Source organism: Serratia marcescens, from assembly GCF_001902635.1.
GTDB classification, from domain to species: domain Bacteria; phylum Pseudomonadota; class Gammaproteobacteria; order Enterobacterales; family Enterobacteriaceae; genus Serratia; species Serratia marcescens_F.
On sequence record NZ_MJAO01000006.1, the window covers coordinates 141,604 to 156,153 of the forward strand.

11 protein-coding genes are annotated in these 14,550 nt (G+C 54.2%); 5 read left to right on the top strand and 6 right to left on the bottom strand.

Going from position 1 to position 14,550, the window contains the following annotated elements; all coding sequences use genetic code 11:
• Positions 1-31: 31 nt before the first annotated feature.
• From BHU62_RS07830 to BHU62_RS07845, 4 genes are all read left to right on the top strand, one after another.
• Positions 32-1,087, top strand: a complete 1,056-nt coding sequence (locus BHU62_RS07830) for a permease (protein ID WP_073531411.1) — start codon at positions 32-34, stop codon at positions 1,085-1,087.
• Between the two features lie 41 nt (positions 1,088-1,128).
• Complete coding sequence (locus BHU62_RS07835) at positions 1,129-1,320, top strand: hypothetical protein (RefSeq protein ID WP_073531412.1); 192 nt, start codon at positions 1,129-1,131, stop codon at positions 1,318-1,320.
• A 275-nt stretch (positions 1,321-1,595) separates the two neighbouring features.
• Positions 1,596-3,860, top strand: a complete 2,265-nt coding sequence (locus tag BHU62_RS07840; protein WP_073531413.1) for a retron Eco8 family effector endonuclease — start codon at positions 1,596-1,598, stop codon at positions 3,858-3,860.
• A gap of 120 nt (positions 3,861-3,980) precedes the next feature.
• Positions 3,981-5,078, top strand: coding sequence for a reverse transcriptase domain-containing protein (locus BHU62_RS07845; RefSeq protein WP_073531414.1), 1,098 nt, complete (start codon positions 3,981-3,983; stop codon positions 5,076-5,078).
• Positions 5,079-5,293: 215 nt separating this feature from the next.
• On the opposite strand, the gene nrdG is transcribed toward BHU62_RS07845, so the two are convergent.
• The 3 genes from nrdG to BHU62_RS07865 all read right to left on the bottom strand — a co-directional run bounded on the left by nrdG (position 5,294) and on the right by BHU62_RS07865 (position 9,224).
• Positions 5,294-5,758, bottom strand: a complete 465-nt coding sequence (nrdG, locus tag BHU62_RS07850) for an anaerobic ribonucleoside-triphosphate reductase-activating protein (protein WP_039567952.1) — start codon at positions 5,756-5,758, stop codon at positions 5,294-5,296.
• Positions 5,759-5,926: 168 nt separating this feature from the next.
• The gene (gene nrdD, locus BHU62_RS07860; RefSeq protein WP_073531416.1) at positions 5,927-8,065 is read right to left on the bottom strand and encodes an anaerobic ribonucleoside-triphosphate reductase; all 2,139 of its coding nucleotides are present in this window, start codon (positions 8,063-8,065) and stop codon (positions 5,927-5,929) included.
• A gap of 244 nt (positions 8,066-8,309) precedes the next feature.
• Entirely contained in the window at positions 8,310-9,224 is a 915-nt protein-coding gene (locus BHU62_RS07865) for a LysR family transcriptional regulator (RefSeq protein WP_073531417.1), read from the bottom strand.
• Positions 9,225-9,330: 106 nt separating this feature from the next.
• Here BHU62_RS07865 and BHU62_RS07870 point away from each other — a divergent pair, with 106 nt between their 5' ends.
• Entirely contained in the window at positions 9,331-9,855 is a 525-nt protein-coding gene (locus BHU62_RS07870; RefSeq protein ID WP_073531497.1) for an NAD(P)H-dependent oxidoreductase, read from the top strand.
• A 28-nt stretch (positions 9,856-9,883) separates the two neighbouring features.
• Here BHU62_RS07870 and treC read toward each other — a convergent pair whose 3' ends face one another.
• The 3 genes from treC to treR form a co-directional block, all read right to left on the bottom strand.
• Positions 9,884-11,548, bottom strand: coding sequence for an alpha,alpha-phosphotrehalase (gene treC / locus BHU62_RS07875; RefSeq protein ID WP_073531418.1), 1,665 nt, complete (start codon positions 11,546-11,548; stop codon positions 9,884-9,886).
• A 197-nt stretch (positions 11,549-11,745) separates the two neighbouring features.
• Entirely contained in the window at positions 11,746-13,161 is a 1,416-nt protein-coding gene (treB, locus tag BHU62_RS07880) for a PTS trehalose transporter subunit IIBC (protein ID WP_073531419.1), read from the bottom strand.
• Between the two features lie 137 nt (positions 13,162-13,298).
• Positions 13,299-14,246 carry a trehalose operon repressor TreR gene (treR, locus tag BHU62_RS07885; RefSeq protein ID WP_073531420.1) on the bottom strand — a complete coding sequence of 316 codons (948 nt, stop codon included), beginning with the start codon at positions 14,244-14,246 and terminating at the stop codon, positions 13,299-13,301.
• Between the last annotated feature and the right edge of the window lie 304 nt (positions 14,247-14,550).

Consider the following 14,550-nt stretch of genomic DNA (forward strand, 5'->3'; position numbering starts at 1 on the left):
GCGCCTTTGTTGACTGACTCTGGCCGCTACCATGCCGCAACCTCTGAACGCCCCTGAACCCGCCCCACGCGCCTGGCCGCTGTGGAAACCGATCCTGTTTCTGCTGGTGGTGGCCGTCGGCCTCTACTACGTCAAATGGCAGCCTTACTACGGCAAAGCGTTCGTGGCGGCGGACAGCCACTCGATCGGCAAATCGATCCTGGCCGACGGCGCCGCGAGCCCCTGGCTGGCGGCCTGGCAGTACGCGCTGGTCTACTTCACCGCGGTATGGAAGGCGGCGCTGCTCGGGGTGCTGTTAGGTTCGCTGGTGCAGGTGCTGATCCCGCGCGACTGGCTGGCGCGCACGCTCGGGCACCGGCGTTTTTCCGGCACCGTGCTGGGGGCGCTGATCGCGCTGCCGGGCATGATGTGCACCTGCTGCGCCGCACCGGTTGCCGCCGGCATGCGCCGCCAGTCGGTATCCAGCGGCGCCGCGCTGGCCTTTTGGCTCGCCAACCCGGTATTGAACCCGGCGACGCTGGTGTTTATGGGGTTTGTGCTCGGTTGGCCGTTCGCCGCCATCCGCCTGGTGGCGGGCGTGGTGATGGTGCTGGGCATCGCCTGGCTGGTGCAGCGCGTGACCGCCAACGACCCGCAGCCCGCCGCGCCGCAGCCGCCGGTGATGACGGCGCAGAGCGACGAGCGGCCGTTCCTCGCCCGCTGGGGGAAGGCGCTGTGGGCGCTGTTTTGGTCGACCATCCCGATCTACGTGCTGGCGGTGCTGGCGCTGGGGGCGGCGCGAGTCTGGCTGTTCCCGCACGCCGATGGCGCCGTCGACAATAGCCTGCTGTGGATCATCGGCCTGGCGATCGTCGGCTGCCTGTTCGTTATCCCCACCGCGGCGGAAATCCCGATCGTGCAGACCATGATGCTGGCGGGCATGGGCGCCGGCCCGGCACTGGCGCTGCTGATGACCCTGCCGGCGGTCAGCCTGCCTTCGCTGCTGATGCTCCACAAGGCCTTCTCCGCCCGGGCGCTGTGCCTGACGGCGGCGCTGGTGGCGCTGTGCGGCGTACTGACTGGCGTGGTGGGGATGGGGTTGGTGTAACTGATTCGTGACTTGACGCTATCTCAATGGAGGAAATGAGAATGGAACAGCGGAATAAACCTGAAATGGACGTAGAGGCAATGTTGCTGGCGCAGGCGTTGCGTGAAAGGGTAGATGCCGCCCTTGAACGCTTAAAAAATGGCACCGCGGTTTATATAAGCCATTCGGAGGCAGAAAAACGAATGGCTTTATTCAAGGAGAAAATCCGGGAACGTTATCGGCGGGGGGATTGAGGGGGATTCGTTCTGGGCTGGCAGGTTCTGTGGATAGAGCAGAATCTTATCTGGCAGCAGGTTTGAGTGAGAAGCTGACGCTGCATACAAAAGAAATTATATTATTTGTGTGGAAGTAGTTATCAAATAAAAATAGGATATTGTAAATATATCATTTATATATAATAATCAAAGCCACAGTTTGAAAAATAAACTAGAACTATCCCGGACGGGCGGTTGAGATACTAACCGGTGTGTAGAAATACAAAATCTTATTTTTATAAGGAGTGTCTTTTATGGGCTTGCAAAGTATAAGAATAAAGAATTTGCTATCCTTTGATGATGTAACAATAAGTTCGTTAGAGGATGTCAATTGCATTATAGGAATGAATAATGCTGGAAAATCTAATCTTATGAAAATGTTGAGATATTTTTATGACAAACTTGATGATATGAAAGTAATACCTCCCGACTTTCATTCTAGTTACACTCCATCAGGATCAATAACATTAACCTATGATGTGACAAGAATAAAGAAGATTGTAATGAATCCCAACAATAATGGTCGCTTCCATAAACATATTTATAACACATTGTTTAGGCCGCAATCATTTATCCGAAAGCCACATAAATTAGTTTTCCCTTTCACTTTCCCTTTTAGTTTTCAGAGTAAAAGTACTTATAGTATAACTCTCACAATTTCCAAAGATGATTCTATAACTTGGTCTATTAAAGATCAAAATGCTCGACGTTTAATTAAAACTTTATTCCCTTTTTTCCATATTGAAACCAGACATATTAATTTGTACGATTGGAATAGTATTTGGAAAATGGTGAGTAGTATAAATTCGTTTAATTTTTCTGAAATTAAGAAAGAAGACCTTCTCGAGTTCTTGGATGAGAAAATATCAACTAAACGAGGGAGTTACAAGAAGTATATAGAAAGAGTTGAAAATGTAATTCACACGAAACCTTATACATATAAAGATAAAGTTGTTAATTATCTCAAGATAGTTTTAGATGGTGATATTTTTACAAACAAAGGTGAAGAGTTACATGTTCAGTCTGATGGTACGAATTCCCATAAATATCTTGAAGTTATACTTAACTTATTAATTTCATTAACGAGAACAGAATTCATCAACCCAATTATATATATTGATGAACCTGAAATTGGGTTGCATCCAAAACTAAGTGAGAGTTTTATTGAAAACTTAAGCCTGACATATAAAAAGTACGATAAAACTTCTAAAGAAATTGAAATTAATAAATATTCAACGCCATACCCAACATTTATATTTAGCACTCACTCTTCGAGTTTGCTAAAGCTAACATTAAAATCTTTTTTAAAAAAGCAACAGGTTTTACATTTTTCAAAAGGAAGTGATGGTTCGACCATAGTATCGAAATTAAATTCCAAATATGATGATGCTAGGTTTATAAATATGCTTAGCGATAATGAGGCTCGTCTTTTCTTTAGTGAATATATACTGTTTGTAGAGGGTTCTACTGAAGTTGAATTATTTAGAAATTATAATTTGCAAAAGTTGTTTCCTGTGCTTAAAAGGTTAGATGTGTATGATTGCGATGAAGTAATGTTGAAAAATATAAAGCCAAGCTATTCAAATGCAGCAATTCCATTTCTGATAGTAAAAGATATTGATCAGATTGCTGTAATTGACTTCGAGCAAGGGAAGTTTAGATTTAATGCAAAGGGAAAGGCAATTATCAATAAATGCATAAAGAATGACAGGCTAACTTATTTTTCAAAACATAGAAAACCTTTTTTTGATACAGCTAAATTTCTTGAAAGTCAAGATGGAAGAAAAGTGGCATTTAGTGATAATGGCTTAAGATTTAGACGGTTTAGTATCGCCAGAGTTATAAATGCAGTTAATTTTCTATCCTCTAGAGATAATGTTTATTATACATCTACAACTATAGAAGGCTCATTGATTAATGAACCTTCTTTAGACTTATTCTCTTTATGGATTAGAGATGTAATAACGAAGGATTTTGGTATAAATAATAATAACCCCTCCAAAATGATTGATGCCTTATTGCGTAAATATGACATTAAAACTCAATCCAAACATCTATTTTTAAAAATATTTTCGAATTGTCGATCTAATCATGACTTGTCATTACGTCATATGAGACTATTGAATATTATTAAAATTAGATATGTGAAAGAAATAATTGAAGAGTTTAAAGAAAATATCCCTGATGTAAAGGATCAGCTGGCTATTCTTCGCCTTGCTTTTAGCGGCAAAACGGAAACATTAGTAAGTCTTGAAATGCATTACAAAATTGCTCAAAAACCGATTTGTCAAGATATATTAGATTATATTAAGAAACTGAAGTCGGAAAATTTCTCTTTTTTGAACTCTTACATGGGAAAGACTTCTGGTTGGGTCACTAGCTTCATTGATTTTAGTATAAATCATTATGTAAGCCTAGATAAAGAAAATGTCGGAAAAAATTTTCGCTTGGCTTTCCCTGAATTATCACATATTATTGATCATGCTTCTTCTTCGATAGAAGCTGGAGGACTCAAATGAGTTGACGCATGCCGTCACTTGCTCCAGCAAACACTAGCTCGGATTATCTTGCGTCCGCCAAGCCGCTTTAAGCCTCACGGGGTGTAAAGATGTTATTGGTATCGAAGAGGAAGCTTTTTTATGAAGCACAAAATTACGAAAATTAACAGTGATTTTTACAAAAATTTTTACCTTAGAGAAACGTTCACCGATGATATTATTATGACTCATGGAGTTCCTAATATTACCAATAGTGAATATCAAAACATTTCATTTAACAATAGAGTATTTTTCTCTATTAAACAAAGCTCTCCACATAAAAAAATACAAGAAAGAATCATAAGAAATTTCCTGCAAAAGGTACCCCTTAGTTCACCCGCAATTGCCTATCGTAAGAAATTAAGTTATTTACATTTTTTAGAACCTCATATCTATGGTGAAAATTTTTGTCGAATTGACTTGTGTAATTTTTTTCATAATATAAACTACGACTATGCAAGAGAATGTTTTAAATCCTACTTTGAAGATGAATATTTAGTAAATAAAAAAATAAAAGTTGTTGACGCTTTTTTGAATAGTTTGTCTGTTGAAGTAGAACTCAATGATAAGAAAAAAAGAATATTCCCAATGGGATTTTCTACATCACCATTTATATCCAATATAGTTTTCAGAAAGTTAGATGTTTTAATTAAAAATCTGTGTGACAAAAGAAGCATTATGTACACGCGCTATGCCGATGATATGCTTTTTTCAAGTTCTGGAAAAGACAACCTTCTTGGAAGCGAGCATTTTGATAAAGAAATATCCTCCATTGTTAACATTGCAGGACTGAACCTCAATGTACATAAAAAAATATTTAAAAGAGGTATTGTTTCACTGAATGGTTATGTGATCGAGAATAAAGATGGAGGAGGTGAGCGAGGAAGCTTGAGAATATCTAATGGGAAGACGTACTTGATAAGGAAAGCATTGGATAAATATAAAAAAGGGTATTCTAAAAAACATATCTGCCAAAAGGTACTCTCAGTAAAACCACCAAGTGTTAAGTACAAAAGTAATGCAGATCAATTTGTAATGGAGTTTTATAACTCTCAGTTTCATAATAAGCTGGCTGGTTATCGTTCTTATTTAATTTCATTGGTGAAATTTAATGAGAAATTTGGATGTTTTCACGAAAAAGAAATTACCAAGTACTCAGCGATTATTGATGAAATTTCTAGTGTGTTGCTAAAATCCTAGTGCTAAAAAATTTAAAATAATGGCCCTAAAGTTAGGGCCTTAAAAGTAAAAACTAGTTGTTGGTATAAGCGCCCCAATAAAACAATCATTGACTGACATGCCTCCTAGCAACCTCTGCTCCAGGCACATACAATACCAGTCCGTCAGATTTGCTTTATGCCGTAGCCGTCTCCAGTCGACTCTGGATCAACACTGCTGAGATACATACTGCCAGCTCAACGCAACCTATGCACCACCTGGTTGCTGCTGCCGCGCCAAATCAGCGCCGGGTCTTTCAAATCCTGCACGAACTTGCCGTCGATCAGCACGTTGATTCTGTCTACTACCTGCATTTGCTGTGCGTCCAGCTCCGCCAACCGGTAGCCGGTCCACAGCCAGATATCCTTGCCGGGGCATTCGGCGCGCACCCGTTTCACCAGCTTTAAGATGCTCGGCACGTTGGCCGGATGCAGCGGATCGCCGCCGGAGAGCGACAGCCCCTGGCGCGGCACGCGCGTATCGTTCAGATCGGCGATGATGCGGTCTTCCAGCGCCGGGGTAAACGGCTGGCCGGAGTTGAGCCGCCAGGTGCTTTTGTTGTAGCAGCCGGGGCACTGGTGCACGCAGCCGGCAACAAACAGCGTGCAGCGGGTGCCGGGGCCGTTGACTACGTCGATCGGGTAATACTGGTGATAATTCATGTGAGGCCTGCCCATCAGGCTATTTTACTGGCCATTTTGCCTCCGGGCAGTGCTGCCAATCCTCACGTACTGCGTGTACGCCGCGGTTTGTGCGCGCTGGCCGAAGGCAAACTGGCTGCGACAATCACGCCTGATGAACAGGCTTCTGCATAGGTTGCACGGCGTTTCTCAGCCGAGCTGCCCGTTGCCGAGGTGTTTCACCCGGCGTTTCACCTCTTCCTGCTTGCCGGCGTTGAACGGCCGGGCATCGGGGCTGCCGAGGTAGCCGCACACCCGGCGGGTGACTGAGACTTTGGCCGAGTCGTGGTTGCCGCATTTCGGGCAGGTGAAGCCTTTGCTGGTGCAGGAGAATTCACCGGTGAAGCCGCATTCGTAGCACTCGTCGATCGGCGTGTTGGTGCCGTAGTAAGGCACCCGGCTGTAGCTGTAGTCCCACACGTCTTCCAGCGCCTTCAGGTTGTGCTGCAGGTTCGGGTATTCGCCGTAGCAGATGAAGCCGCCGCTGGCCAACGGCGGGTAGGGCGCTTCGAAGTCCAGCTTGTCGTACGGATTGACCTTCTTCTCCACGTCGAGGTGGAAGCTGTTGGTGTAATAGCCCTTGTCGGTGACGCCCGGCACCACGCCGAAATCGGCGGTGTCCAGCCGGCAGAAGCGATCGCATAGGTTTTCGCTCGGCGTGCTGTAGAGGCTGAAGCCGTAGCCGGTCTCGTCCTTCCAGGCGTCGACGGCGGCGCGCAGGCGCGCGACGATCGCCACCGCTTTGGCGCGCAGCGTTTCGTCGTCATACACGTGGTTTTCGCCGCCGAACAGCGCGTTGATGGTCTCGTGCAGGCCGATGTAGCCCAGCGAAATCGAGGCGCGGCCGTTCTTGAAGATATCGGCGATGTTGTCGTCGGCTTTGAGCCGCACGCCGCAGGCGCCTTCCATGTACAAGATTGGCGCCACCCGCGCCTTGATGCCTTCCAGCCGGGCGATGCGCGTCATCAGGGCCTTTTTCGCCAGCTGCAGGCGCTGATCCAGCAGCGCCCAGAAGCGCGACTCATCGCCCATCGCCTCCAGCGCGATGCGCGGCAGGTTGAGGCTGATGACGCCGATGTTGTTGCGGCCGTCGTGCACCAGTTCACCGTCCTGCTCGTAGGTGCCGAGGAAGCTGCGGCAGCCCATCGGCGTTTTGAACGAGCCGGTCACCTTCACCACCTGATCGTAGTTGAGGATGTCCGGGTACATGCGCTTGCTGGCGCACTCCAGCGCCAGCTGTTTGATGTCGTAGTTCGGATCGCCGTACTGGTGGTTGAGGCCGTCGCGGATGGCGAACACCAGTTTGGGGAACACGGCGGTCTTGCGGTTTTTGCCCAGCCCGGCGATGCGGTTTTTCAGGATCGAGCGCTGGATCAGGCGCGACTCCCAGCTGGTGCCGAGGCCGAAGCCGAAGGTGACGAACGGCGTCTGGCCGTTGGCGGTGTGCAGGGTGTTGACCTCGTACTCCAGCGACTGGAAGGCGTCGTAACACTCTTTCTCGGTGCGCGCCATGGCATAGCCTTTGGCGTCCGGGATCTGCCACTCTTCCGCCACCTGCAGGTGTTTGCGGAAGCTCTCGTCGACGAACGGCGCCAGAATTTCATCGATGCGGTTGATGGTAGTGCCGCCATAGATATGGCTGGCGACCTGGGCGATGATCTGCGCGGTCACGGCGGTGGCGGTGGAGATCGACTTCGGCGGCTCAATCTCGGCGTTGCCCATCTTGAAGCCGTTGGTCAGCATGCCTTTCAGATCGATCAGCATGCAGTTGAACATCGGGAAGAACGGCGAGTAGTCGAGATCGTGATAGTGAATTTCGCCGCGTTCATGGGCCAGCACCACGTCGCGCGGCAGGATGTGCTGTTTGGCGTAGTGTTTGGCGACGATGCCCGCCAGCAGGTCGCGCTGGGTGGGGATCACCTTGCTGTCCTTGTTGGCGTTCTCGTTCAGCAGCGCGCGGTTGCTCTGCTCAACCAAGCCGCGAATTTCCTGGTTCAGGCGGCCGCGCAGCTCGCGCGCCACGTCGCGATCGTGGCGGTATTCGATATAGGCGCGCGCCAGCTGTTTGTACTCGCCGGCCATCAGCTGGTTTTCCACCGCCTGCTGGATCTCGTGGATATCGACGCGCGGCTGCTGCTTCATGCGCTGAGCGACCACGCGGGCGACAGTGGCGCAGTAGTCGGCATCGACCACGCCCACCGCCAGCGCGGCGCGTTCGATGGCCTGCGCGATGCGCGCTTCGTCAAAAGGTACCTGGCAACCGTCCCGCTTAATCACTACTGGTTTCACGTTGTACTCCTTGTTCCCCGAGGGAGCGTTCATACCCGCCTGGCGTGGCGAGCAACCGTCAAATTTCGCTTATCCACAGGGCAAAGCCGCAGCGCGCAAGGGCTGTGGCGGCGTGTGGATGATTTTGTGGATAACTACTATATATAGGTGTCTGCAATTATTAATGCACTATATATAGATGTTGGCGGCATTCTTTTGATGTAGGACAAGGAAAGCGGAAGAGCGTGCGCAAGCTGAACAGTCGTCAATCGCCCGCAGGCCGATCGCGAAAATGTTCCAGCAGAAAATCGACCCAAACGCGCACCCGCGGCGGCAGATCCGCCGAGGCGTAATAGAGCCACAGCTGCACCGGGCGCGGCCAGCATTCCGCCAGCACCGGCCGCAGCGTGCCCTGTTCGAAGTGTTTTTCGAGATACCAGCGCGCCAGGTTGACGATGCCCAGCCCGGCCAGTGCCGCATCCAGCAACATTTCCGGGCGGCTGACCACCAGCCGGCCGTTCAGATCCAGCGCCAGCGTTTCGCCCTGATGGCGCAACTGCCATTTGACGTGGCGGCCGTTGCTGGGGTTACGGTGCAGCAGGCAGTCGTGCCGCAGCAGGTCGTGCGGCGTTTGCGGTTCACCGTGCCGCGCCAGATAGTCGGGCGATGCCGCCAGCATCATGTGCATTGGGTAGAGCGGGCGCGCCACCAGCCGGCTGTCGGGATCGACCCGGCTGCCGATGCCGACGTCGAAGCCTTCGCCCACCAGGTTCACCACCCGGGCATCCAGCGACAGATCGAGATCGATCTGCGGGTAGCGCGCCAGAAATTGCGGGATCAACGGCATCAGCATTTGCCGGCCGAAGCCGGGGATCATCGTGACGCGCACCACCCCGGCCGGCGCCTGGCGTTCGCCGCCGGCGCTTTCCAGCGTCGCCGCCAATGCCTGCCACAGCGGGGCCACCTGTGCCAACAGCGCTTTGCCCTCGTCGGTCAGCAGCACGTTGTGGGTGTTGCGCTGGAACAGCCGCAGCGCCAGCTTCTCTTCCAGCGCACGGATGTTTTTGCTGACCGCCGCCGGCGTGACGCCCAGCTGGCGGGCGGCGGCGGAGAAATTTTGCGCCTGCGCGGCGGCGAGGAAAGCCGGCAGCAGGCGGTGCACGTCAAAGGGCAGCGACATAGTGGTTGATACTTTCGGTTGAAATTGAAGTGACGCTTAACAGCCTACACCCGGAGCGGCGGAAATGAAAAAATGCCTCATCTTCTTTACGTTCAAGGAATCATTTATGTCGCGTATTTTAGTATTAACCGCCCACCGCACCCCCGACGAGTCGCGCATCAACCAGGCGCTGATCGAGGCCGTACGCCCGCTGCCTAACGTCACCGTGCACGAACTGATCCGCGCTTACCCGGATTACCGCATCGACGTGGCGCGCGAGCAGGAGCTGTTAAAAGGCCATGATGCGGTGGTGATGATGTTCCCGTTTTTCTGGTACAGCTCGCCGGCGATCCTGCGCGAATGGCAGGATGCGGTATTAACCTATGGTTTCGCCTACGGCGACGAAGGCACCAAACTGCACGGTAAGCCGCTGCAGCTGGTGGTGAGCACCGGCGGTAACGCGCAGGCCTATACGCCGGCAGGGTACAACCGCTATCCGGTGCAGGATCTGCTGCTGCCGTTCCACGCGCTGGCTAACCTGACCGGCATGGATTACCTGCCGCCGCACCTGGTGCAGGGCGTGAGCGACATGAGCGATGAGCAACTGGCGCAAGAGGCCGCCGGGGTGGTGAAACTGCTGGGGAAATGGTAGGGCGCAGCGCTCGCCGCGCCCTGCGGGGTTAGTCTTCGAGCAGCCACCACACCGCTTCGAACGGCCGCAGCGTCAGCGCCCGCGGCTGATCCGCCGAGTCGCTGTAGTTGCTCATCAGCGGGCGCCATTGGGCGGAGGCTTCCACGCCTTCTGCCGCCCAGGCCAGCGGTTTGCGGCTCAGGTTGGCCGCCACCAGCAGGCGCTGGCCGTTCCAGCTGCGCTGATAGCACCACAGTGCCGGGTGTTCCGGCGCCAGATCCTGATAGTCGCCGTGGGTCAGCAGCGGATACTGCTTGCGCAGGGTGATCAGCTGGCGATAGGCGTAAAACACCGAGTCGAGATCGGCCAGCGCCGCGTCGGCGTTGATCTGCGGGTAGTTCTCGGCGCAGCCGATCCACGGCGTGCCGGTGGTGAAACCGGCGTGCGGCGCGGCGTTCCACTGCATCGGCGTGCGGCCGTTGTCGCGCGATTTGTCCGCCAGGATCGCCAGCAGTTCGGCGTCGCTGCGGCCCTGGGCGCTCAGTTCGGCGTACATGTTCAGGCTTTCCACGTCGCGGTACTGCTCGATGGCGCGGAAGCCGGGGTTGGTCATGCCGATCTCTTCACCCTGGTAGATATAAGGCGTGCCCTGCATGCCGTGCAGCACCATCGCCAGCATTTTGGCGGCCGGCACCCGCAGTGCGCCTTCATCGCCGAAGCGCGACACGATGCGCGGCTGATCGTGGTTGCACCAGAACAGCGCGTTCCAGGCGCGGTTATGCATCCCTTGCTGCCAGTGGCGGAAGATCTGCTTCAGCGCCACGTAATCCGGCGCCGCCTGCGTCCATTTTTCTCCGCCGGCGTAGTCCACCTTCAGGTGGTGGAAGTTGAAGGTCATCGACAGCTCTTCGCCGCTTTGCGCCGCGTAGCGCTGGCAATGCTCAAGCGTGGTGGAAGACATCTCGCCCACCGTCATCAGGCCGCGCGGCTGAAACACCTCGCGGCTCATCTCCTGCAGGAACTCGTGGATGCGCGGGCCGTCGGTGTAGAAGCGGCGGCCGTCGCCCTGGCTGTCGGACGGGAAGTCCTGCTGTTTGGACACCAGGTTGATCACGTCGAGACGCAGGCCGTCGACGCCTTTATCCGCCCAGAACTGACACACTTTCTTCAGCTCTTCGCGCACCGGCGGGTGTTCCCAGTTGAGATCCGCCTGCTCGGTGGCGAACAGGTGCAGGTAGTACTGGCCGCTGTCGGCGTGCCACTGCCAGGCGTTGCCGCCGAACTTGGAGCGCCAGTTGTTCGGCGGCGTATCCCCCTCGCCGTCGCGCCAGACGTAGAACTGGCGATACGGGCTGTGGCGATCCTGCGCAGCCTTGAACCACGGGTGTTCGGTCGAGGTGTGGTTGAACACCATGTCCATCACGATGCGGATGCCGCGCCGGTGGGCGGCGGCGATCAGCTGCTCGAAGTCCGCCATCGTGCCGTAGGCCGGATCGATGGCGCAGTAGTCCGCCACGTCATAGCCGTTGTCCACCTGCGGTGATACGTAGACCGGCGTCAGCCAGATGGCGTCGATGCCCAGTTCCTGCAGATAGTCCAGCCGCCGGGTGACGCCGGCCAAATCGCCGTAACCGTTGCCGGTGCTGTCCTGAAAACTCTTCGGATAAATTTGGTAGATGACGCCGTTCTGCCACCAGGGGGTTGGGTTGCTCATAGCTGTATACCTTTGAATCGTGACAACGGGCCCGTACCCTTCATCTTTCAAACTGCAGCGTTGTTGGCTGCTGGCGCTGCACCCCAGTCACTTACTTGAGTAAGCTCCTGGGGATTTGCACCCTTGCCGCCTAGCTGCAGCTCGAAAGCTATAGGGTATTTCCAGCCCCTACATTCATGTTGCGTATTTTGCGTCAATTAAACCGGCAGCTCGCCGCGGGCGGCCTTGCGCTTGTAGACCATGATGGTCAGCACCAGTGGGATGACGATCGCCACCAGAATAGCCAGCGAGTAAATCAGCCAGAACTGCGGCTTGATAGACAGGATGCCCGGCAGGCCGCCGACGCCGATGCCGTTGGCCATCACGCCGTCCAGGCCGCAGATAAGGCCCGCGCAGGCGGAGCCGATCATCGCGCACAGCATCGGGAAGCGGTATTTGAGGTTGATGCCGTACATCGCCGGTTCGGTCACGCCGAGGTAGGCGGAGATCGCCGCCGGCACCGAGATTTCACGCTCGTTGGCCTTGCGGCTGATGATGATGATGCCGAGCACCGCCGAGGCCTGCGCGATGTTGGACAGCGCAATCAGTGGCCATACCGGGGTGCCGCCCATGCTCTGGATCATCTGCATGTCGATGGCCAACGTGGTCTGGTGCACGCCGGTGATCACCAGCGGCGCATACAGGAAGCCGAACAGCGCGGCGCCTACCGGGGCGAAGCTGCCGGTCATCACCGCTTTCACCGCCCATGCGACGCCGTCGCCGATCATGCGGCCGAACGGCCCGATCAGCGCGTGCGCCAGGAACACCGCCAACAGCAGCGAAACCACCGGCACCACCACCAGATAGAGATAGTCGGGGACGATCTTTTTCAGCCGGGTTTCGATCCAGCCCAGCGCCATGCCCGCCAGGATCGACGGGATCACCTGCGCCTGATAGCCGACTTTCTGGATCACGAACCAGCCGAAGTTCCACACTTCCGGTGTTTGCTGGCCGAGCAGGTAGGAGTTCATCAGCTGCGGCGACACCAGGGTCACGCCCAGCACGATGCCGAGCACCGGCGTGCCGCCCATCTTTTTCACCGTCGACCAGCAGATGGCCACCGGCAGGAACATGAAGATCGCTTCACCCAGCAGCCACAGGAAGTCGTAAATGGTTTTCCACGCCGGGTGCATCTGCGCCAGCGTTTGGCCGCCGGACATCGGGATGTCGCCGATCACGTTGCGGAAGCCGAGGATCAGACCGCCGCTGATCAGCGCCGGCAGCAGCGGGAAGAAGATCTCGGCGAAGTGGGAGATGGTGCGCTCGGTCCAGGTCATGTTCTGGCGCGCGGCTACTTTGGCCTGTTCTTTGTCGGCCTCGTTGACGCCGGTGCTGGCGATCAGCGCCTGATAGTAGTCGCCGACGTCGGTGCCGATCACCACCTGGAACTGCCCGGCGTTGGTGAAGCAACCTTTGACCATCGGCAGCTCTTCGATTTCTTTGGGGCTGGCCTTGCTGGGGTCATTGAGGACGAAACGCAGCCGGGTAATGCAATGGCTGACGGTGGCGATGTTCTCGCGGCCGCCGACCAAAACAATCAGGCGATCAATATCCTGCTGTTTTACTTTGCTCATTATGGGATACCTGCAGAGGTGTTGACTGAGTAATGATCAAAGCTTAGCCACTCGGCTTTTTGAATGAAATGGGAACGTTCCCGGTTTGGGGCGAGGATCACAAAATGACAAAAAATGGTCAAATTCCAATCAGGTCGTCAGGAAAGTTTGCTGGGCACCACCAGGCGGCGGATCCCCTGTTCACCGCTGAGCTGCGCCAGCAGCTGCTGCGCCGCCAGCAGGCCGGCGCTGCCGTAGCCGAACTCGACCGACAGGGTATCGGGGAACAGGAAGCTGAGCAGCGGGGTGTTGCCGATGGCGCACACCTGAATGGCGCGTGCCGGCTGCTGCTGCAGGTATTTGATCGCCCCTAGGGCGATGCTGTCGGAGGCGCAGATCAGCGCGCTGGTGTGCGCGTCAATCACCTCGGCGGCGTGTTGGAAACCGCTTTGGTAGCTCAGCTCGCCCAGCGTGGCGCGCGGCGTGAGCTTGAGGCGTTCACAGGCGTCGAGATAGGCCTGATAGCGGCGCTGGCCGGTGGTGGCGTCGCTGAGCTGCACCCCCAGATAACCGATATGCCGGTGCCCTTGCTGATACAGGCGATCCATCAGCAGGTTTACCGCACCGGCGTCGTCGTAGCAGACGGACGAGAAGCCGTCGTATTCACGCACCATCACCACCATTTTTTCCTGCCACGGTTTGAGCATCGCCGCGGTCAGGCCGGTGAAGCCGAACAGGATCACCCCGTCGACGTTGCGCTGGCGCAGCACGTGCAGGTGCTCCTGCACCAGGCGGGTTTCGAACTGGCTTTCCATCACGATCGGGTCGAAGCCCTGCTGATACAGCAGCGGCAGCATGGTGCGCACCGCCTGGTTTTCCGACGGCGAATCGAGACGGGAAACGATGATGCCCACCACCTTGTCGCTCTGGCCGCGCATGGCGCGCGCCGACTTGGAGGGGGTAAACCCCTGCTGACGGATCACCGCTTCCACCCGTTCGCGGGTTTGCGGGCTCACGCTGCCTTCATTGTTCAGCACGCGTGAGACGGTGGATTTGCCTACGCCGCTCAGGCGTGCGATGTCCTTGATGGTCAGCCGGTTTTGCATGGTTTACTTGTCGTTTAGGTTGTAAGGCGTAAATTGACGGCCAATAATGAATGCCCGTCAGCATAGCTCATTTTCCGACGCGGATCTTGATGCAAAACGGGATTGTGACATTGCGATGAACGGCCGCTCCTGCCGCTCTGTTTTTCCCTTTACCGGAGGTTATACCCCATATGGACCCCGACCCGACTGCTTTAGACACTCACTCGGTTCTCCGGTAAAACCTCTCCGCCTGGCGCTGCTGTTTTACCGGTGAAGTACATCACGGTAACCGGTGGCGCGCGCTTCGTCGTTCGCTCCTGCTGCT